Here is a 19,550-nt window from a genome sequence, read left to right as displayed (position 1 = left end):
GTTACGCCCCCAGGTAGGCCTGGATCACCTCGGGATTCCCGGAGATCTCATCGGGAGTACCCTCGGCAATCCGGGTTCCGAAATTCAGGACGGAGACCCGGTCGGACAGGTCCATGACGAGCCCCATGTCGTGCTCGATGAGCACCACGGTGATGTTCATCTCCTCGTTGATGTCGATGAGGTAGCGGGCCATGTCCTCCCGCTCCTCCATGTTCATGCCGCTCACCGGTTCGTCGACCAGCAGCAGCCTCGGATTCATGGCCAGCGCCCGGGCCAGTTCCACCCGCTTCTGGATGCCGTAGGAGAGGCTCCCCACGGGGAGCTTTCGCACCGCCTGGAGGTCGAGGAATTCGATGATCTCCTCCACAGCGTCGCGGCTCTTGATCTCCTCCCGCCGGCAGCGCCCCCAGAACAGGGCCGCTTCCAGGAGGCCGTAACGGAGAATCGGCTCCCGGGCCGACAGCAGGTTGTCGAGGACGGTCATGCCCCGGAAGAGGGCGATGTTCTGGAAGGCCCGGCCGACGCCCATGCGGGCGATCTCGTGGGGCTTCCGGCCCTTGATCGCCCTGCCTGCGAAACGGACGCTCCCCTGCTGGTACCGGTAGATGCCGCTGATGCAGTTGAAAAGGGTCGTCTTGCCCGCGCCGTTGGGGCCGATGATGGAGTAGATCTCACCCTCCCGCACGGAAAGGGAGACGTTCTCGAGAGCCCGGATGCCGCCGAAATGGATCGACAGGCCCTCCAGCGCCAGAAGTTCCGCACCCGCATCCTTCATGACAGCCATCGCTTCTTCCGCCGGTAGTGCTTTACGTCCCGGAAGCTCTTCCGGGTCCCCACCGCCGTCAGGCCCAGGTAGAACTCGCGGATGTCCCTGCTCTCCCGGAGTTCAGCCGCAGCCCCCTCCATGACGATGCGCCCGTTTTCCATGATATAGCCGTAATCGGCGACAGACAGGGCTGCGCTGGCATTCTGCTCCACCAGGAGAATCGTCGTTCCCTCCTCCCGGTTGATCCGGCGGATGATCTCGAAGATCTCCCGGACCACGATCGGCGCAATCCCCAGGGAAGGCTCGTCCATGATCAGGAGTCCGGGCTCCGCCACCAGGGCCCGGGCAATGGCGAGCATCTGCTGCTCCCCGCCGCTCAGGTATCCCGCCAGTTGCCGCCCACGCTCCCGGAGGACCGGGAAATGCCGGAGCACGCGATCGCGGTTCTCCGGGAACCGGCGGCGGTCGACACGCCAGGATCCGATCCGGAGGTTCTCCTCGACGGTCAGCTCCGCGAAAATCCGCCGTCCCTCAGGGACCTGCGAGATCCCCAGGGCCACGATCTCGTGGGGCGCCCGGTCGTTGATCACCGATCCCGCGAATTCGATCGTCCCGTCCTCGACCGTAAGGTTGATGGTCTTCCGAATCCCGCAGACGCTGTTGATGGTCGTCGTCTTTCCCGCTCCGTTCGAGCCCAGGAGCGCCACGACCCCGCCCGCCGGAATCGTAAGGGAGATTCCCTTCAACGCCAGCACGACATCATGATAGGTTGTCTCCAGATTGGTGATCTTGAGCATCGCCCTGTATGAATCTGTTACGGGAATAAGGGAAAATTGAGACTTTTGCCCCGGCCGTCGGGGCCGGAGACTTGCCGGGTAACCAGTGATAGAAAACGCAAGAAGGATGCCACGGCGGACATCTTCAATACATGAATGCTATCGAGACATTACAATTCGATCAGCCGCCTCGGACGGGGAGTTGCGCACAACATGCCGGACAGTGAATCCATATGTTGCGCACAACAGAGAACAATTTTTGGTGTGATGCGATGAAAAACGCTGCACAAGAATGCAGCGGGCGGTCTGTCCGGGAGAGAACACAGGTGAACGACCCGGCAGACATTCAGGAGACAACGGCCGTCCCCCCACGAAAACCTCCCGGAACGGGCGGTTTATCAGAGTTCGATCAACAGGCCGTCGTAGGCCGCCAGAATCTCCAGGGGATGGGACTCGGCGTGGATCTTCAGGTATTTTCTCGTGTCCTGGTGGAACTGCTCGATCATCTCATCCGGGTAGCTGTGCTCCGTGTGGAACAGGCACAGCCGCTTCACCCCGGCCCGGACGGCCAGCTCCACGCCCGTCAGGTTGCTCGAGTGACCCCAGTTCTCCTTCGTGTCGATCGCGTCCAGGAGGTTGTACTGGGCATCGAAGATCAGGAGGTCGGCGTCGCGGTAGAACTCCACAATATCTTCCGCATGCCGGTTGTTCTCCCCCTTGTGCTCCGCATCGGTGGAAAAGACGACTTTTTGGCCGCCCCGCCCGAAGGAGTATCCATAGGAATCCCCCGGGTGGTTCTGGCGGATCGCCCGAACCTTGAACCCGGCGATCTCGTACTCCCTAGCCTCCTGGAGGGTAACGAACCGGATGTCCCCCTTCATGGACGAGAGCGGCGCCGGGAAGAAGGGGCTCTCCTGCTGGCGGGTCAGGCACCGCCGGAGATCCTGATGGACTCCGTAGACGATGATCCGGTTCCCCGGGATATATGCCGGGACGAAGAACGGAAACCCCTGGATATGGTCCCAGTGGACATGGGTGATGAAGAGGTGAAAGACGGCGGGATTGTTTCCGGAACCGCGACCGGACTTGAGAAAGGCGTTCCCGAAGTCCCGGAGACCCGTTCCGGCATCGCAGAGAACGGTCTCCTCGCCGCCCCCGATCTCCACGCAGGCTGTATTTCCGCCGTAGGTGCCCCGGACCGAAAACGGAAGCTTCTCCAGAAACGCCTCCACGTCCTGATCGGTCTTGAGGCCTTGCTTCCGGCTCTCAAGAAGGGCCCGGCGGATCTTCCCGCGGACAACCTCCGCCGTCATGGAAACCGGCAGGGAGCCGCGGGTTCCCCAGAAATGAACGTACATGTATGTTCCCCCCCATCAAGTGGGGCGAACTATAACAGACTGGGAACCGGATTGGCAATAATCCTGTAACATTTCTATGATGTTTATTCGAGATTGAGCAGGTGCCGCTCCCCCATCCGCATGGGAAGCACAACGGCGAGGATACAGAGGACCAGGGAGACTGCAAAGGAAACGACGAGCCATACCCACTGAAGTCCGGAAAGAGCTCCCCCATGGAGGCCCTTCATGAAGACCTGGTACACCGGGCCGGCCTCCAGGATGATGACGGCCCCGATGAACCCGGCGCAGGAGATCATGAACAGGAGACCGCCGAAGCTGGTCACGGCCTGGGCGGGATTCTCGGACTTGAAATCCGGGTAAGCCGCCCCCAAGCCGACCGCCAGGGCCACAACGCCGGGGACCATGGCGAACACGGTGACCGTCGACAGTCCCATCATGAACGGGGTGACGTTCAGAAGCAGGTTGGACAAGACGATCAGGATCTCCGCCAGGATAACCAGCGGCACATAGTACAGGAAGAACTTGATCCACAGGAACGTCCGGATCGAGACCGGCGCGGAGCGCAGGATCCAGAAGGCCTCCGCTTCCATGCTCACGGCGGGAAAGACGAAGCGCGACGCGATGGCCGTAAGCACAAACGACGCCAGTCCCATGTTCAGAAAGGAGAACAGGTTCTGGAGATAGACCGTGCGGATCGGCGTCTTGTCCAGGGGCAGGACGGAGAAATTGTAGAGGTACACCGCGATGAGGGCCGCGATCATGAACAGCTGGGGCCAGGCGGTCTGATCCCGGAAGAAGCTCCGGGTCTCCTTGAACGCCAGAGCCCGGACCGGCGGCGGCAGAAAGCGTAGCAGGACGGGCCGCCGCCCCGGCCGGAGCCAGCGGGTCGGGAACAGGCGCTCGGCCGCCGTCTGGGCCCTGGAAAACCCGGGGAAATACAGAACGCCGGCGAGTCCCGTGGTGACGAAGACAAAGGACGCCGCACAGCTCCAGGACAAAGCCTGGTGAAACAGAGAGTCCCTCCAGGCGCCCTTCAGGGAAGCCAGAAGGGCGTCCATCATCCAGGTGGTGGGCAGGAGGGGCGAGCCCGGCGTCTCCATGGATTTCAGGTAGGCCATCACCGTCTGGAACTGCTCGGGATTGACCATTCGCTCCGGCCGCATGAGACGGAACGCCAGGACGAGTCCCAGTGTAATGACCACGGCGAGAAACAGGAACACCGTCCGGAGACGCCCCGCCGGCAGCACGACGGCGGCGACGAGCACCGCCAGGGCGCTGATGCCCGAGGCGATCAGGCACAGTGACAGGAGCGAAAGGCCGGCGGCGGCGTAGAACCCCGGACCCGCCCCGTAGACAATGCCGTAGGAGAGAAAAACCGGCAGGCTAAAGACGACGACCATCCAGGAACTGTCGGCAGTGCTCTCGATCCAGCGGGACAGGAAGATCCGCGCAGGCGAAACAGGCAGGGCGTGGACGAGGACGAGGTCCCGGCTCAGGTAGAGTTTGGAGAGGCTCGTGATGATGCCGCTGAAGACGAGGATGGCGAAGAACGTCACCAGCACCATCGAGAGGAGCTTCGCCGCGAGAATGTCGCCGAATCCCTCGGCGCCTCGGAAATATTTCAGGACCCGGTAGAAGACGGCGAAGATTCCCGCCCAGAAGAGCAGGCCCAGGGACCCGAACAGGGCGGCGCGGATTCGGTAGCGCTGGGCGTCCACGACGGCACCGTTGCGAAAAGACAGGATCCGGGGAGTGAGCAGGGTCCAGACGGCGTTCATGGATTACTTCGCTTCCTCCGCCGTCAGGACAAGGAAAACCGATTCCAGGTCGGCATCTCCGGAGCCGGCGGTCCGCTGCAGCTCACCGGTGGTTCCCAGGGCGATGAGACGGCCCCGGTGGATGACGCCGATGCGGTGACACACGTCCTCGGCCACCTGGAGGGTGTGGGTGGACATGAAGATGGTTGTCCCCCCGCCGGCGAGGTCCCGGAACAGGTCCTTCACCATTTTAATGCCTCCCGGGTCGAGACCGACCATGGGCTCGTCGACGATGAGCACCTGCGGGTCGTGGAGAAGCGCCGCGGCGATGATGAGCCGCTGCTTCATCCCGTGGGAGTAGGCCTCCACCAGCTCGTCGGCCCAGCCGGAGAGGGAAAACTTTTCCAGGAGCGACCCGGCCTTCTGCCGGAAACCGGTTCCCGCCGCTCCGTATAGATCGGCGGAAAAGCGGAGAAACTCCATCCCCGTGAGTTTTTCATAAAGATATGGCCGGTCGGGAATGAAACCGATGGCCCGCTTGGCCCGGACGGGATCCTCCGCCATGGAGACGCCGCCGATCCTCACGGTTCCCGCGGTCGGGGCCAGAATGCCCCCCATCATGCGGATCGTGGTGGTCTTGCCCGCCCCGTTTGGCCCGATGAAGCCGAAAATCTCTCCCGGAGGCACCGAGAGGTCGAGGCGGTCCACCGCCAGGGTGTGGCCGTAACGCTTGGACAGCTGGCTCAGTTCGATCATGATTCCCTACGACGCTGCAAGGATCTCAAGCCGGAGGCGGCCGATCAGGCCCAGCAGATCCATCTGCCGGTCCATGTCGCCGCGGACAAGGCGGAGATGGGTCACATCGGCGGGCAACTGGTTGAACACCGCGTCGGCGGTCACCCACTTGCCCCAGTCGCGGATATAGAAGGCGTTCCAGGCATGATAATAGAACCGCCCCCTCTGGTACACGAGTCCCGCCTCGACGATGGTCGGGATGCCGGAAGCGCGTCCCAGGGCCGCCACAAGGACGGCGTGTTCGTTGCAGTCGCCCACCCGGTTCTGCAGGGTCTCGAGCGCGTTCGGCACGGAGAGGACGGGCTTCTTTTCGATGTTCCGGAATACCCAGTACACGATCTTCAGCGCCTTGATGTAATCCGGCTCGGTGAAAGCGGCGATCCGGCCGGCCTGGTCCAGGATCTGCCGGTCGTCCGACTGGATGAAAGGGTTGCTCCCCAGGTAGGCTCCCTGGACCACGAACGCCCGTTCGGACTTCCCGGCCGGCTGGGGGGACTCCTTCGTCACCGTGACAATGCCGTCCTCGAAGTGCTGCCGGTCTCCGTTGAGGGCCAGGTTCGGCACGTCCGCACCGGTGAGGCGGATCCGGAGCCGGGTCAGGCCGGCGGGATTTTTCAGCGTCAGGTTGGACGCCACGGAGGCCACTTCGGTCAGATCCGCCGATGCATCCGAAGCAAGCCCCGCAAGAGCCTGCTCCCGGGTGGTCCGTTCCAGGCTGATGCCTAGCACACCCACCTCCCTGAGAACGTCCCCTTTCTCTCCGATCCAGGCGGTCTGACGGGCGCCCATGAAATCGACATCGTATTTCCGCGCCTTGTACCGGGTCCCCTGAATCACCACGGCCTCCTCGCCGCCGGCGGTTACGGTCACGGGGCGCTGCCCCATCGCCACCGGGTCGAAGACCTGGAACGTACGGCTCTCGCCTTCCCCGAGCCTCGCCGCCCAGACGGCCTCCAGGATTCCCGCCGACAGGCGCGGCGCCGACTGGAGGGAAAACCGGGCGCCCTTCTCCTCACCCGGCGGTCCGGAGGTAACGACGAGGGAGTCCCCTTCCACGGAGCCCCGGGCGGAAAAACGGAACAGGCTGGACTGAAGATCGAACGTGAAGGCCTTCAGGGTCAGGTCGGGATGAAGATCCCCCGACGTGCGAAAGGTGATGCTCTGGGGATATCCCATGGTGTTGATCCGCATGGACACGTCTTCCCGGACCTTCCATCCCCCCGGTGAAGACAACGTGACGCGGTGTGTATAGCCGATTTTCCGGCCGCTCTGGAGGATGCTCATCCAGAGATCCCGTTCGACCAGGCTGCCCGCCTGTCCCTCCTGGATGCCGGCCGGCTTGAAGGCCCGGGGAAGCCAGTCCATCCGGACGGCCAGAAGAATCACGAAGACCGCCAGGGCAAGCGCCCCCACCACCCAGGGCCAGCGGGCGAGAAACGAAGATCGCGGGCTTCCTCCTTCCGGGGAAAGGTCGGGGCTCATCGGGAGTGACTCCGGAGATATTGGGGTTTCATATAAACATTCATACATCAGGCTTCTCAACCGTGTCAATCGAACGGCGGCAAGCGCTCCGCAGATCAGCGACGATGCGGCCGGGACGGCGCCAGGAGGGTTTTCTGCATCCCGCGGCAAAGTGCGGGGATACTAATCGTTAATGCATGATATTGCTTGACATTCCTATCCAATAGCCCTTTATAATCAACCCGCATCATCCCTCTTTTCCCTTCGTTCTGCGGGCACCGATTCCCGGACGAAGGATCGGACAACGGTCAACCACCCATTCATCACCAACAATGTATCGAACGGTGGGCAATCGTCATTCCTTCTTCACTCAACTCTCCACCGAAGTCTGTGCAGCACGAAGATAATCGCTGTCAGGCCTGCAGCCGCTACCCCACAGCCGCAGGCAAACGAGCCTCAGAATCCGCTTCACGAAAGGAGGGCGAGAAATGAGCGAGGTTCAAGCCGATAAACGCTGGTTGAAGCATTATGACCCCAACGTGCCGCCGACGCTGAACTACGAAACGAAGACCTACGTCGAGAAGTTCCGGGAAGTGGTCGCGGCCTATCCGGACAAGGCGGCGATCGTTTACATGGGAAAACGGATCACCTTCCGCGAGCTGGACGATCTGTCCGACCGGGTCGCCCGCTATCTTGTCCAATGCGGACTGAAGCCGGATGATGTCGTGGGGCTGCACCTGCCGAACATTCCCGCCCACTACATCGGCATTGTGGGCATCCAGAAAGCGGGGTGCGTCTCCACCGGGCTGAGCCCGCTCCTGACTCCGGGCGAACTGGTCAACCAGATCCGGGATTCCGGGACGAAAATGATCTTCACGATCGACCTGCTTTTCGGGAAGATCGCCGAGATCGCCGACCGGATCGACACCGGGACGATCGTCGTTTCCGAAATCGCCGACTTTCTGCCGGGGGTGAAGCGCGTCCTGGGGAAGCTTCTGAAAAAGATACCCACCGCGGAAGTGGCACCGCTGGCCGGGAAAAAGACGGTAAAATTCATGGACGTCGTCCGGGAGACGCCCCCGGGTCCCGTCGACGTGCAGCGCGGCATCGACGACACGATCTTCATCATGTACACGGGCGGCACGACGGGCCCGGCCAAGGGCGCGGTCCTCACCCACCGGAGCTACATGTGCAACCGCCAGCAGGTCCTCGCCTGGACCGACATCCTGGCGGAGGACACGATTCTGTCGGCATTCCCCCTGTTTCATATCGCAGGGCTCGCCCTGGGCGGCTTCAGCATGACCCACGGAACGACGCAGATCTGCGTGCCGAACCCCCGGGACACGCATTTCATCATCGAGGCGATCAAGGCCCACCAGCCGCACTACATCGTGAACGTCCCGACGGTCTTTTACGAACTCATGAAAAATCCGGAATTCAAGCGCCTGGACATGCCGAACCTCAAGTGGTGCCTAAGCGCAGCCGCTCCGTTTCCGACGGAAAGCATCGGCGAGCTCGAAGGCATCATCGGGAAGGGGAATTTCATCGAACTCTACGGGATGACGGAAACGTCCCCTGTGACGTCCTGCAATCCGCGTTACGGGGTGAAAAAGGCCGGCTCCATCGGCATGCCCGTCCCGGACACCGAATTCGTCCTCATCGACCCGGGAACGGGGCAGCCGGTTAAACAGGGCGATCCCGGGGAGATCGTCATCCGGGGTCCCCAGCTCATGAAAGAGTATTTCGGGAAGCCCGAGGAGACGGCCAATACGGTCCGGAACGGCTGGCTCTTCACCGGCGACATCGCGATCATGGACGAGGACGGATATTTCAGTATCGTGGACCGGCTGAAAGACATGGTGATCGTTTCCGGATTCAAGGTGTTCACCCGGGAGCTGGACGAGGTGCTCTCGAAGCATCCCGACATCGCCCAGGCCGCCTCGGTCGGCATTCCGGACCCGGAGCGCCCCGGCTCCGAGCGCGTCGCCTCCGCGATCGTCCTGAAGGCGGATGTCGACAAGAGCGAGGCGCAAAAGACCGCCATCATTCAATACCTGAAGGAACAGGTGGCGTCTTACAAAATCCCGAAGCGGATCGAGTTCATGGACGAGCTTCCCACGAGCGGCGTCGGCAAGGTCCTGAAGCGGGAGATCAAGGCCATGATGATGGAAAGCAAAAAGGATTGATCAGGATGACACCTTCAGGCTCGAGGTGAATGCCCGGGCCGTGAGCGGGTTTGCCGCGCCGGGCGGCAGCCCCAGTTCCCGGACGACATGGCGGCACAATTCCATCGGGTCCTGCTGTTCGGCGCCGCCCGCCTTCAGGACGGTTTCATGGATGCGCCGCAGATATGCGAGCCCTGCTTCCATGCGTTCGGCCACGGCCTCGCGTCCCCGGACCGGTGCCTCCCAGGACGAGAGCAGCGTTTCGACCTCGCCGCATCGCGCCAGTCTTTCCATCGACGCCATGCATTCCCCGATGTCATCGTAAATCGGCATGTCGCCGGGCAGAGGGACCGCGTCTCCCGAGAACAGGGCCTTTTCCTCTTCACAAAACAGGGAGATCGAGCCCGCCGAGTGCCCCGGGGTGTGGATGACCCTGCAGCCGACCCTCCCGGCAAGATCGATGATCTCCCCGTCCGCCAGCAACCGGGCGACGGCAACCGGCCCTCCCACCAGGTCGTGAAATCCGGGAACCGGCCGTTCCCGGAACTGTTTTTCCGTGTCCTCGATCCAGTCTTTCTCCCCGGCGTGCGCCCAGACTTCACAGCCCGCGGCATCCCGGATCGCCTTTGCCGATCCGACGTGGTCCGGATGGGAATGGGTCAGGACCAGCGTCGAGATCTCCCGGGGGTCCCTGCCGCTCTTCCGGATGTACTCGAACAGGACGGCCTCCGCACCGGAGACGCCACTGTCGACGAGGGCGATCCCGTCCCCGAACACGAGGTAGGAGTAAACCGACCGTGCGACCCGGACTCCGGGTGCCACCACTATTTCAAACGGAATCCGGATGGCGTGGATGCATTGAGAGATCTGCATGAATCGTTATTCCTTTCGTTAATGGCAAATTTCAACGGCCGTCCCCCGGACCGCCTTTTATCCTTCTCCCGACGGCAAAGAGAACGGGAATGGAAGCGACAAGTCCAAGGCAGACCGGCACCGCATAGTACGCAAACGTCGGGAGTTTCACATATCCTTCGGCAAAGGCGGCCTGCAGCAGCCCCGCCGTAACCGGAAGGTTGCAGAGGAGCGCCGTCGCCAGTCCGGGCACATAGCGGCGCAGGGCCACCGTCGCCAAGAGGTGCGGCAGGAAGACGTTGAGAAGCATCGCCAGGGCATACCCGGAAAGAAGGTAGGCACCAACGCTCTCCGGCCCCCCGGCGGCACTCCAGGCCGTTGCGGCGTACGCCAGGACCGTCAGGACAACCACGGCGAACCGAAAGGCGAACGGCTCCACCGGGCGATGCCACCGGCCGGCCCGCTGCGACCAGGCGGGCAGCCAGACCGCCTCCTCGAGGTTGTGCACGGTGATGGCCAGCGGAAAGAGCCACTGCCACTCTGTAAATGTCATGTTACGATTCCCCCGATCGGTCCTCAGTCGGAACCAATTCTTTACACCCGGGACGTACCTGGGCCTCCTACTTCAACGGTGAGGCGGCTCATCCGCCCCGTGCATTCTCCTGTCTTCTGCATAGAGCCGCCTGGCCAGTTCGGTAACTCTCCGGACAAAGTCTCCCTTGGCCGTCGTATAGGCCACACGGTCACGAACATGAATGCGGGAGAGCCTGATTTTGAGATCGCCATACTCCCGGGCCGCATCCGGATGTTCCCGCAGGTAGTCCCGGAACAGGAGTCCGTCCCACTGCTCGAATCCGGACTCGACCATGTGGGTGTGATGCGTTCTGTTCCCGTTTCCATCCCGCTTGATGAACCAGGCATAGAACGGCGGAGTGTCTTCTCCCCAGGAGGGTCTCCAGAAGTATTCATACCCCTGCGCCTCCAGAATGGGCGCGATGCGCCGCTTCGTTTCGTCCAGGCTCGTCACTTCGACCAGCATGTCGACGATTGGCTTGGCCGGGAGACCGGGAATGGCGGTGCTGCCGAAATGCTCGATCCTCCCGAGCAGGTCTGCGGGCAGGCAGGACCGAAGATGGCGCCGCTCCCGCTCGAACGTCTCCGTCCAGCCGGGATCGTACGGCACAATGGCTACCTCCTCCTTCACCACGCGGGCCACCTTTTCGTCGAGCGTTTCCATTCTTTCCTTCCTGTTGCCCAGATACGCGGGTCCGGCAGGCCGGTCTCCGGAACGGGCATTCTTCCCGGAGAAGTCGGGGATCCATCCTCCATCCGGCCTAGCCCAGGAGGGCCAGCAGGCCGAATGCCGCAATGATCGCGCCGGCGCCCCGGTTGACCCACTGCATCCCCCGGGGAGTGAATTTCTCCCGCAGTGCGCCGACGCCACCGCTGAGGAGAACCCACCACAGGGCGGAGCCGCTGAAAACGCCCAGGACCAGAGCGCCCGCCGCCCCATAGTCCCCGCCGGCGCCTGCGATCCCCAGCCCTGCGAAAATCCCCACAAACGAGAGAATCGTCATCGGGTTGGTGAGAGTCAGGAAAAACGTCGAAATGAAAGCGCCGGCCAGGTTTCTCCCGGCGGCTGGAGCGACCTTTGCGGCGGGACCGGACAGGAAGGTCCGGATGCCCAGAACGCAGAGAAAGGCTCCTCCGGCGATGCGAAGCCAGGCGTGCCCGCCGATCAGGAAGCCGGAGACGAACGTCAGGCCGAAAGCGGCAATGCAGCCGTATACCGCATCCGCCACCGCAGCCCCGAGGCCGGAGACAAGGCCCGAGACCCGCCCATCGGCCAGCGTGCGCCGGATGCATAGAACGCCGATCGGCCCGACGGGCGCGGCGATTGAAAACCCGATGAGGATCCCCTTGAGGAGGAGCGTCGTTTCCATCCGTCTCTCTTGCGCAAAGCGCTGCGCGGTCTGGTGAATAAAAAAACGCCGACGTCAAAATGAACGTGATTCGGCATTCCGTCAACGGTCTGTTTGATTTTTTCGAAAGGAATCCTGTTGCACCTATTTGCCGTTGAAACCGGCATAGGCTGCGGGCAGGAGATCACGGGCTTTGACTTTGACGAGTCTTTCATTGAATTCAAGGATGACCATCGCGTCGGGAGCATAATCCAGCAAGAGCTGCCGGCAGTTCCCGCAAGGCGGCAAAACAGGATAGCCTTTATCCAGGCCACCCACTGCAACGATGGTCAGGAATTCCCGTTCGCCGCTGCTGATGGCCGAGCCGATGGCGACGGGTTCGGCGCAAGGCCCGTACCCACACGAATCAATGTTGACGCCAACGTACGTTCTCCCGGAACCACACAGCACGGCCGCCCCAACGGTGTGCCGCTCGTCCCGGTAGTTTCGTCGGATCACGTCAACGGCGGCTTCCATGAGCCGCTTATCTTTTGCGTCAATCTCGACGTACTTCAAAGGCTTCTCCCCCCCGGTTTTCACATCCAACGAAACGATAACCCGCCTGGCCACGAGGTATGGCAGATAGACATTGTCAAAACAGGTTCCTACTTGATGATCCGGTATACGGATCTATTTACTTTCTTTGAATCGGCTCGTCATTTTCTCCGATAAAGTGTGTATCCAGCCCTACTCCTTTCGCTGCGCTGGTGATAACTCCTCAGCGACTTCTTCAGCCAATGGCTTTCATGAACATTTCCTTTCCTGCCCTTCCCCATGCTGCCATCTCCATTCCTATTTCAGCCTTGCCGCCACATCGTCCGGGAGGATGCGGCCCAGGTACTTCTTCTGGATCTCCACAATGCCGCGGTCGTAGCGCTTCACCCATTCATCGGCCCCGCCGTACCGGAAACCGACATAGGGGATGGGGCCGCTCCCGAAGACCCTCTCCAGTTCGTCGACATGCTTCTTCTTGTCGTCGGCGAAGACGATCTTCGCTGGCTTCATCCCTGTTGCGGCCAGGAAACCCTTCAGTGCCTCGCCCTTGCTGTTCTGCTCTCCGACAAACAGGATGCCGTTCTCGTAACGGGCGGTGTCCTTCAGGGTCAGGTTCAGCGGCTCGCTCCGGGGTTCTCCCCAGCGGAGATCGATGCCGATGGACGCCAGCTGCTTATAGGTGAGGGAGGCGATCATGGAGGGACGGGCCGTGAGTCCCAACACCTTGATGCCCCGTTCCTGGAAGCCGCGCACGACCGCCGGGCCGTCCGGCTGCACCGGGATGAACCGGCTGGTTGTCTGGAGCGGCAGCCAGATCTGGTATGCCTTGATGGTCGCTTCCCGCCCGGACAGACCGGACGCGGCCAGCTCATAAACAACGTCGTCCCACCACTGGTCGCTCCCCAGCATCTGCTCAGCCCGGATCAGGGTATTGTCGAGGTCGAAACAGACCAGAGTGCCTGCGGTCACTTCCTTTTCCAGGCTCTTCAGATCCGTCGTCTCGCGAACCTCGGCTCCTGCGGAAACAGGAAGGACAAGAACGAACAGAAGCAACAGGACCACCGCGGTGCATCGAACCCGATCGCACATCCGTCCATGCTGTCTTCCATCAACTCTTTTCATGTCGACACCTCCATTTTCGCGGGATGGATGGGATCCACCGCCCGCACGTGTCTGAAATTTCCTGCTCGCGGGTTGTTACGGTCGAAGTCAGGCTATGACCGCAGCAAAGAAGCAACACCCGCCTTTCCGGCACTCACCGGCCCGCCCCGCCTTTCAAATCGGCGATCTCCTCCCTGGCTCTGACCAGTTCTTCACTGGTCGTTCTCAAACGGACGGCCAGGATCTCCGCCAGGAGCTGGTAAAGAATGGCCGTGAACGCCAGCCGGTCGTCTCCGGTCAGGCGATCGATGAACGAGATGTCCGTCGCCAGGCAGATGGTCTTTTCCAGGGCAAAGATGGACGCAGACCGGGCCGATCCGTCGATGATCCCCATTTCGCCGAAGATGTCGCCGGTGCGGTTGAGGACACCGATCTCCTCTTCGTGCCGGACAATGCGCACCTTGCCCGACAGGACGAAATAGATCCAGTTGTCATAGCTGCCCTCTGCCAGGATCAGCTCGCCCGGCTCATACTCCTTGATCTTGCTGAAGTTGAGGATCCGGTAAAAATCCTTCTTTTCGAAGGAGCGGAACGTAGCCATGCTCTTCACTCTCTGGATCAGTTCTTCGTTTTCCTTCACCGAGTGCGCATCCATCCTGCATCCCTCCTCCTGTGATTGCGACGATCCTCTTCCGTTTTTCCCGATGAGCCGTCGTGACCGTTTCATGCCCGGCATTTTCTTGTCAAGGGAAAGCCGCCGGTCCGAACCGTCCCCTCGGCAGGCCCGGTTTTCGGGTTCACCGCCGCGGTCTGGAAAACGCTTTACAGCAGCTGTTGGGCATGCTAATAGTCCGCATACCAAATATTATAAACTGTGACTCTCCCCCGGGGATGAAATGGATGAAAGCGTCTTCGGAAAGATACGGGTCGTTCGAGGAACCAACGGCGGACGCTTTCCCTTCTGCAACTCGCTCCTGATCGACGATGGCGTCAAGGCCGTCATCGACCCCGGCGCCGGCCCGAAGGCGATGATGGAGATAAAAGGCGCTGTAAACGTCGACATGGTCATCAACACCCATTTTCATTTCGACCACATTTCCGGCAACCACTTCTTCGATCAGGCCGAAATTCTGGTCAACGATATCGAAAGCGAATGTTATCGGAACCGCGAAGACATCCCGAAGCGGCTGGGAATGAGCGATTATTACGGTGAAGGATGGATCCCCGGCTGGCTGGAGCGCATCTCGCGCCCCGACAGTCCCCAGAGCCCCTACTCGCCCCAGAACCGGCACGAATGGTGGCTCTCGACGGCAAGAATCGACGGCACCTATCGCTGGGGAGACGTCCTGGATTTCGGAACCACGAAAATGGAAGTCATTGGAGCGCCCGGGCACTCCGCGGGATTCTGCTGCCTGTATTTCCCCGGCGAAGGCGTGGCCTATACCGGAGACATCGACCTGACATCCTTCGGCCCATGGTATTTCGGAGCCGACGGCGATATCGCCCGGTTCATCCAATCCGCCGAACGGATCGCTGAACTGGACGCCGAGGTATTCGTAACCGGCCATGAGGTGGGCATCGTTCGGAGCAAGGACTTCCGGAAAGCCGTTCGGAAATATACCGCGCTGATCGATGCACGGGACGAGCGCATTTTGGAAGCCCTCGCTGAGCCGCTACCGTTGAGGGACCTGCATGCGAAGGGATTGATATACGGAAGGAAATTCTTGATCGATCAATGGGTCTGCGCTTGGGATCATCTCGCCGTGGACAAGCATCTCTCACGTCTCCTGTCCCAGGGCAGGATCCTTTACTCCGACGGGAAATACAGAAAAACATGATCCCGGCGAAACACGCCGGTCCATTCCTGGAAACGGCAAAACGAGTCAACCGCGAGTATCCCGACCCTCGCCCTGCAGTTTCTCTTGACCCAGTGTAAATGATATCGTAATTCCCTGAAGACCCTCGTCGCAGACGGAAGCATCGTGAAACGGACGTCCGCCTGAGCATCCCGGTCGATGCACAAGATTCCAAACTCGTCACACACAGAGGCAAATCCATGAAGCAGGGAGACAAACGCGACCTGCCGGCCACGGGCTTCTGCACGCGCAGAACGTTCCTGATCGGGTCCGCAGGGACCCTGGCAGCCGCCGGCGCGGCCGGATGCACGAGGGAAACCATTCCCGATTCAAAAATCCCGCTGAAATCCTCACAGCCGAAAACGGCACTCGTCCTCTGGTACAGTCAGGCAGGACACACGGAGCGGAACGGCAGGCTGATCGGAAAGGTTCTCGAGCAGAACGGACTGGCGGTGACGGCGCTGGATATCCGCCGGTTCGATCCATCCGCGATGAAGGACTACGATCTCATCGTCCTGGGAACACCAGTCTATTACCTGGACACGCCGGGTAACGTCCGATCCTGGCTTGCGTCCATTCCTGATATTCGGGGCATTCCTGTGGCGGCCTATTCCACCTTCGGCGGCCCCGGGGACAACCAGTACAACACCGCCTTCTCCACGCTCCAGCTTCTGTGTGCGAAGGGAGGCGTCCCGATCGGGATCGCCGCATTCGGCAACATGTCCACCTTCGCCCCGACCTGGTCGTCCGGGAAAGAGGCGCGCATCCTCAAATACAGGGACCGGCCGAACGAGGAGACCTACACACAGGTCCGGGAGTTCGCGAAACAGGCACTGCAGACGGTCCGGAGCGGCAGCACCATCTCCCCCGTGCGGAAGGAGTTTCATTACGGCGACGTCTTCAAGGGATCCGTGATGATGAAATTCACGAAACTCTTGATCTCCCGGCATACCATCGACGCGGCGAAATGCATCGGCTGCGGCACCTGCGTCCGGGTATGCCCGGTCGGCGCCACACACCCTGCACAGCACAGAGTGGACCAGGACCGCTGCATCGCCTGCATGGGCTGCGTCAACAACTGCCCGGCCCAGGCAATCGACATGGTATTCATGGGGAAAAAAGTCTACGGCTTCAAGGATTTTCTACGGAAATACGATATTCGTATCCAAGAGCCCAAGGAATTTCAGGGATAGAACCAGAGACGCGGGCCAGGCCATGCAATCGTAGAATTCAACAGCATTATAATCCACTCCTTTTTCCATTCCCCTTTCCCCAATAGCATCATACCCACCCATATTCACACCCGTATACAGATCAACACCTACCATACTTACGAGATAATCAAGCATTGCCGCCGGCATGAAATGATCTATTCTGTAATCGCATCAGGATGATTGAGTTTGTACACCGGAAGACAAATCATCGGAAAGGAGGATTGAGCCATGAAGAACATGTTGATGACAAACAACGACAGCCGGTTGGAAAGAAAGCAATGGGTGTGGGCGACAATTATTGTCATGGCCATTGTTGTCGGAATCGGACTCGCGCCGCGGGTCAGCGAAGCATGCTGCTTCTATAACCTGGTGGACAAGGGGGGCATCGATGCAGAATTCAGTTGCGGGGTTTTCTGTGGAAATACGTGGTATTTAGAGCCTGGGGAGCATAAGTGTCGCCCGGGAAAAGGGGGAGACGCGACGATCAGGAGGGCAGGACAGAAATGCGATATCTCTACCGTCAAGAAACATGGTTGGGTTGAAGTAACCCGTACAGGAAACAAAGGCCTCGTCCTAAGCAAAGATGATAACGCCAACGTCATCGACTCCTGTACGTTCGACTGGGTGAAATGAGATGAACAAGCATTGCCACCGGCATGAATTGATCTATTCCATAATCGCAGCACGGAGATTGAGTTTATCTGACAGAAGACACCAGCACAGCAAAGGAGGATTGGGCCATGAAGGGCACATTGTTGAATCCAGTCTGCAGAGGGCCCCGAAACAAGGGAGTGATGTTGATGGCGTTCATCGCCATGGCTTTGATCACAGGAACCTTAATGTTTCCAAAGAACACCGAAGCATGTTGCTTCTACAACCATACCGAAACGAAGATTCACGTTACTTTTAGCTGCGGCGTATTCTGCTGGAACGACTGGGATATTGAACCCGGAGATCACGCCTGCCGGCCGGGAAAGGGAGGAAACGCCACGTCGATCTCGAAATCCAAACATGGTTACCATGCATGCAATTACATCTGGGTTAAGAAACACGGCTGGATCGAGGTCCATCATGTTTCGGCTCAGGGCATAAACAAGGGCGTTGTGGAAAACAAAGATGAAAACGGAAACACGATCGAGACCTGCACCTTTGACTGGTGATGATTAAGAACGAGGCGGCATTATTCAGTAGAGCTGACGATTTGCCGATGCCGGATTCCGAGGGCAACATTGTGCGCTGCAGACAGGATGATTGTCTACCGGCAAATGAATCAGCGGAAGGGAGGATCGAGCCATGATGAACAGATTGTCGAAACCGGTTTGTTGGTGGATGCCGGAGAAGAGAGCGATGTGGACGGTTATCGTCGCTGTTGCACTGATCGCGGGATATCTGACGATCCCTGTGAGAGCGGAGGCGTGCTGCTTTTACAACTCAGCGGATGACAAGATCACGGTCAAGTTTTCCTGCGGCGTATTCTGCTGGAACGTCTGGGATCTTAGCCCTGGGGAACATAAATGCCGGCCGGGAAAGGAAGGATGCGTCACCCTCTACCATAATAAAAAAGATTTTTGTGAGCTTCTGCCGGTTGCAAAACACGGCTGGGTCAACGTCTATCATGTCCAGGATAAAGGCGTTGCGGAAAGCAAAGATGAAAATGGAAACACGACCAATGTGTGCGAGTTCGACTGGGGCAAATAAGGAACTGTGACGCTACTCAATAACACAGGCCATTTACCGAGGCCGGGCTGCAAAACACCTCCGTCTTGTCGAGCAGAGCGGGCTGTCTGACACGGAGTGAAATTACTGGAAAGGAGGATCGAACCATGAAGCATGAATGGTTGAAACCAATCTGCGAACGGCTGGGTAACAGAGGAGCGATGTGGATGGTTACCTTTGCGATTGTATTGATCGCGGCAACTGTACTGATTTCCAGGGACTCCGAGGCATGCTGCTTCTACAACAAGAGTGACGGCAAGATGCATATTTCCTTCAACTGCGGCTGGTTCTGTGGAAACAACTGGACTCTCGAACCCGGGGAACACAAGTGCCGGCCGGGAAAAGGAGGGGTTGCGAACGTCAGGCGCATCGGAAATGTCGCTTCCTGCGATGTATCTGTTGAAAAGCATGGCTGGGTTGACATCACCCATGCCTATCCTCCAGGGGGTGAGGGTCGAGTGGAAAGCAAAAATGCCGATGGTGTCGTCGTCCACAAATGCTATTTCGATTGGGTTTTTTCTCAGTAGAACAGCTGTCAGGCCTCCCGAGTACACTGATGTTGTGGAGACGGCCACGAGGCATAAGGCGGGGCCGTGGCCGTCTCCAATCTCCTGGCAATCAAAACCGCCATTGAGCGTCCGGCGGGCAAGATATTTGACCTTTTCATTCAAGATCGATTCAAAGCCAGAACCTCTTTTCAAAGAACGGTTAACAGTTGCCGGTCATCTCGACAAAACGGGTATGCATACCCACCAACGTCGATGCCGGATATGAGAATATCAACGAAAAGCCGAATGAATTGAATTTGGCTGACGCGGAACGAAAGAGGAGGATCGAGCCATGAAAAACATATTATTGAAAGCAATGAGTCGAGGGTTGCGAATGAAAGGAACGATGTGGGTGGCGGTCATCGCCGTCTCCCTGATAACAGGTGCCATGATGATCCCTAGAGACGCCAAGGCATGCTGCTTCTACAACAAAGCGGACGGCGATATCGCAGTATCCTTCAATTGCGGCTGGTTCTGCGGGAACAAGTGGACGATCAACCCCGATCAGCACAAGTGCAGGCCGGGAAAGGGAGGAATCGCAACCATCAGGCCTTCTGAAAAATTGCACAGTTGCGACATCGAGGTTGCAAAACACGGCTGGGTTGAAGTCACTCATGCCGGAGACAAGGGCGTTGTCGTAAGCAAAGACGACAATGGAAACATAACACGGACATGCACATTTGACTGGCATAAAGATAAGCCGACCCCTACCCCATGAGATCCGGAATA

At 59.6% G+C, this 19,550-nt stretch carries 21 protein-coding genes; 8 read left to right on the top strand and 13 right to left on the bottom strand.

Translation table 11 applies throughout. The annotated features are described in order from the left end of the window. Position 1: 1 nt before the first annotated feature. From HPY65_04610 to HPY65_04585, 6 genes are all read right to left on the bottom strand, one after another. The gene (locus tag HPY65_04610) at positions 2-775 is read right to left on the bottom strand and encodes an ABC transporter ATP-binding protein (protein ID NPU83750.1); all 774 of its coding nucleotides are present in this window, start codon (positions 773-775) and stop codon (positions 2-4) included. Beyond that, positions 772-1,563, bottom strand: coding sequence for an ABC transporter ATP-binding protein (locus HPY65_04605; GenBank protein ID NPU83749.1), 792 nt, complete (start codon positions 1,561-1,563; stop codon positions 772-774). The genes HPY65_04610 and HPY65_04605 overlap by 4 nt, the downstream gene beginning before the upstream one ends. A gap of 377 nt (positions 1,564-1,940) precedes the next feature. Further along, complete coding sequence (locus HPY65_04600; protein NPU83748.1) at positions 1,941-2,900, bottom strand: MBL fold metallo-hydrolase; 960 nt, start codon at positions 2,898-2,900, stop codon at positions 1,941-1,943. An 83-nt stretch (positions 2,901-2,983) separates the two neighbouring features. Continuing rightward, a complete protein-coding gene (locus tag HPY65_04595; protein NPU83747.1) occupies positions 2,984-4,678 on the bottom strand; it encodes a hypothetical protein in 1,695 nt (564 codons plus the stop codon). Positions 4,679-4,681: 3 nt separating this feature from the next. Continuing rightward, positions 4,682-5,413 (bottom strand): ABC transporter ATP-binding protein, encoded by a 732-nt coding sequence (locus tag HPY65_04590; protein NPU83746.1) that lies wholly within the window; start codon positions 5,411-5,413, stop codon positions 4,682-4,684. 6 nt (positions 5,414-5,419) lie between these two features. Beyond that, entirely contained in the window at positions 5,420-6,934 is a 1,515-nt protein-coding gene (locus HPY65_04585; protein ID NPU83745.1) for a transglutaminase domain-containing protein, read from the bottom strand. Positions 6,935-7,401: 467 nt separating this feature from the next. On the opposite strand from HPY65_04585, the gene HPY65_04580 reads away from it, so the two are divergent. Then, on the top strand, positions 7,402-9,099 hold the full coding sequence (locus HPY65_04580) for an AMP-binding protein (protein NPU83744.1): 1,698 nt from the start codon (positions 7,402-7,404) through the stop codon (positions 9,097-9,099). Here the strand turns inward: HPY65_04580 and HPY65_04575 are convergent, their stop codons facing one another. The 7 genes from HPY65_04575 to HPY65_04545 form a co-directional block, all read right to left on the bottom strand. Next, positions 9,100-9,951, bottom strand: a complete 852-nt coding sequence (locus HPY65_04575) for an MBL fold metallo-hydrolase (GenBank protein ID NPU83743.1) — start codon at positions 9,949-9,951, stop codon at positions 9,100-9,102. Positions 9,952-9,982: 31 nt separating this feature from the next. Then, positions 9,983-10,483: an HXXEE domain-containing protein gene (locus HPY65_04570; GenBank protein ID NPU83742.1), complete on the bottom strand. Its 501-nt coding sequence runs from the start codon at positions 10,481-10,483 to the stop codon at positions 9,983-9,985. A gap of 72 nt (positions 10,484-10,555) precedes the next feature. After that, the gene (locus HPY65_04565) at positions 10,556-11,167 is read right to left on the bottom strand and encodes a GrpB family protein (GenBank protein NPU83741.1); all 612 of its coding nucleotides are present in this window, start codon (positions 11,165-11,167) and stop codon (positions 10,556-10,558) included. A 97-nt stretch (positions 11,168-11,264) separates the two neighbouring features. Then, complete coding sequence (locus tag HPY65_04560; protein ID NPU83740.1) at positions 11,265-11,873, bottom strand: LysE family transporter; 609 nt, start codon at positions 11,871-11,873, stop codon at positions 11,265-11,267. 123 nt (positions 11,874-11,996) lie between these two features. Beyond that, positions 11,997-12,368 (bottom strand): cytidine deaminase, encoded by a 372-nt coding sequence (locus tag HPY65_04555; GenBank protein ID NPU83739.1) that lies wholly within the window; start codon positions 12,366-12,368, stop codon positions 11,997-11,999. Between the two features lie 315 nt (positions 12,369-12,683). Further along, positions 12,684-13,508: a DUF2608 domain-containing protein gene (locus HPY65_04550; GenBank protein NPU83738.1), complete on the bottom strand. Its 825-nt coding sequence runs from the start codon at positions 13,506-13,508 to the stop codon at positions 12,684-12,686. Positions 13,509-13,641: 133 nt separating this feature from the next. Continuing rightward, positions 13,642-14,142, bottom strand: a complete 501-nt coding sequence (locus HPY65_04545; protein NPU83737.1) for a cyclic nucleotide-binding domain-containing protein — start codon at positions 14,140-14,142, stop codon at positions 13,642-13,644. Positions 14,143-14,383: 241 nt separating this feature from the next. Here HPY65_04545 and HPY65_04540 point away from each other — a divergent pair, with 241 nt between their 5' ends. From HPY65_04540 to HPY65_04510, 7 genes are all read left to right on the top strand, one after another. After that, positions 14,384-15,325: an MBL fold metallo-hydrolase gene (locus HPY65_04540; GenBank protein NPU83736.1), complete on the top strand. Its 942-nt coding sequence runs from the start codon at positions 14,384-14,386 to the stop codon at positions 15,323-15,325. Between the two features lie 218 nt (positions 15,326-15,543). Then, a complete protein-coding gene (locus HPY65_04535; protein NPU83735.1) occupies positions 15,544-16,536 on the top strand; it encodes a 4Fe-4S binding protein in 993 nt (330 codons plus the stop codon). A gap of 249 nt (positions 16,537-16,785) precedes the next feature. After that, the gene (locus HPY65_04530) at positions 16,786-17,190 is read left to right on the top strand and encodes a hypothetical protein (protein ID NPU83734.1); all 405 of its coding nucleotides are present in this window, start codon (positions 16,786-16,788) and stop codon (positions 17,188-17,190) included. Positions 17,191-17,297: 107 nt separating this feature from the next. Next, the gene (locus tag HPY65_04525; GenBank protein NPU83733.1) at positions 17,298-17,717 is read left to right on the top strand and encodes a hypothetical protein; all 420 of its coding nucleotides are present in this window, start codon (positions 17,298-17,300) and stop codon (positions 17,715-17,717) included. Between the two features lie 133 nt (positions 17,718-17,850). Continuing rightward, positions 17,851-18,255 (top strand): hypothetical protein, encoded by a 405-nt coding sequence (locus tag HPY65_04520; GenBank protein NPU83732.1) that lies wholly within the window; start codon positions 17,851-17,853, stop codon positions 18,253-18,255. Positions 18,256-18,380: 125 nt separating this feature from the next. Next, on the top strand, positions 18,381-18,800 hold the full coding sequence (locus HPY65_04515; protein ID NPU83731.1) for a hypothetical protein: 420 nt from the start codon (positions 18,381-18,383) through the stop codon (positions 18,798-18,800). A gap of 313 nt (positions 18,801-19,113) precedes the next feature. Beyond that, positions 19,114-19,539: a hypothetical protein gene (locus HPY65_04510; protein ID NPU83730.1), complete on the top strand. Its 426-nt coding sequence runs from the start codon at positions 19,114-19,116 to the stop codon at positions 19,537-19,539. Positions 19,540-19,550 lie beyond the last annotated feature (11 nt).

This window comes from Syntrophaceae bacterium, from assembly GCA_013177825.1.
Classification (GTDB): domain Bacteria; phylum Desulfobacterota; class Syntrophia; order Syntrophales; family PHBD01; genus PHBD01.
Note: the sequence above shows the minus strand (reverse complement) of the source record. Positions and strands in the feature narration are given on the sequence as shown.

Bases quoted from the DNA above. Each gene is read 5' to 3' on its own strand.
- HPY65_04525 (NPU83733.1), top strand. From the start codon at position 17,298: ATGAAGGGCACATTGTTGAATCCAGTCTGCAGAGGGCCCCGAAACAAG.
- HPY65_04575 (NPU83743.1), bottom strand. From the start codon at position 9,951: ATGCAGATCTCTCAATGCATCCACGCCATCCGGATTCCGTTTGAAATA.
- HPY65_04535 (NPU83735.1), top strand. From the start codon at position 15,544: ATGAAGCAGGGAGACAAACGCGACCTGCCGGCCACGGGCTTCTGCACG.
- HPY65_04590 (NPU83746.1), bottom strand. From the start codon at position 5,413: ATGATCGAACTGAGCCAGCTGTCCAAGCGTTACGGCCACACCCTGGCG.
- HPY65_04550 (NPU83738.1), bottom strand. From the start codon at position 13,508: ATGAAAAGAGTTGATGGAAGACAGCATGGACGGATGTGCGATCGGGTT.
- HPY65_04520 (NPU83732.1), top strand. From the start codon at position 17,851: ATGATGAACAGATTGTCGAAACCGGTTTGTTGGTGGATGCCGGAGAAG.
- HPY65_04605 (NPU83749.1), bottom strand. From the start codon at position 1,563: ATGCTCAAGATCACCAATCTGGAGACAACCTATCATGATGTCGTGCTG.
- HPY65_04555 (NPU83739.1), bottom strand. From the start codon at position 12,368: ATGGAAGCCGCCGTTGACGTGATCCGACGAAACTACCGGGACGAGCGG.
- HPY65_04530 (NPU83734.1), top strand. From the start codon at position 16,786: ATGAAGAACATGTTGATGACAAACAACGACAGCCGGTTGGAAAGAAAG.
- HPY65_04560 (NPU83740.1), bottom strand. From the start codon at position 11,873: ATGGAAACGACGCTCCTCCTCAAGGGGATCCTCATCGGGTTTTCAATC.
- HPY65_04540 (NPU83736.1), top strand. From the start codon at position 14,384: ATGGATGAAAGCGTCTTCGGAAAGATACGGGTCGTTCGAGGAACCAAC.
- HPY65_04595 (NPU83747.1), bottom strand. From the start codon at position 4,678: ATGAACGCCGTCTGGACCCTGCTCACTCCCCGGATCCTGTCTTTTCGC.
- HPY65_04545 (NPU83737.1), bottom strand. From the start codon at position 14,142: ATGGATGCGCACTCGGTGAAGGAAAACGAAGAACTGATCCAGAGAGTG.
- HPY65_04600 (NPU83748.1), bottom strand. From the start codon at position 2,900: ATGTACGTTCATTTCTGGGGAACCCGCGGCTCCCTGCCGGTTTCCATG.
- HPY65_04585 (NPU83745.1), bottom strand. From the start codon at position 6,934: ATGAGCCCCGACCTTTCCCCGGAAGGAGGAAGCCCGCGATCTTCGTTT.
- HPY65_04570 (NPU83742.1), bottom strand. From the start codon at position 10,483: ATGACATTTACAGAGTGGCAGTGGCTCTTTCCGCTGGCCATCACCGTG.
- HPY65_04565 (NPU83741.1), bottom strand. From the start codon at position 11,167: ATGGAAACGCTCGACGAAAAGGTGGCCCGCGTGGTGAAGGAGGAGGTA.
- HPY65_04610 (NPU83750.1), bottom strand. From the start codon at position 775: ATGAAGGATGCGGGTGCGGAACTTCTGGCGCTGGAGGGCCTGTCGATC.
- HPY65_04510 (NPU83730.1), top strand. From the start codon at position 19,114: ATGAAAAACATATTATTGAAAGCAATGAGTCGAGGGTTGCGAATGAAA.
- HPY65_04515 (NPU83731.1), top strand. From the start codon at position 18,381: ATGAAGCATGAATGGTTGAAACCAATCTGCGAACGGCTGGGTAACAGA.
- HPY65_04580 (NPU83744.1), top strand. From the start codon at position 7,402: ATGAGCGAGGTTCAAGCCGATAAACGCTGGTTGAAGCATTATGACCCC.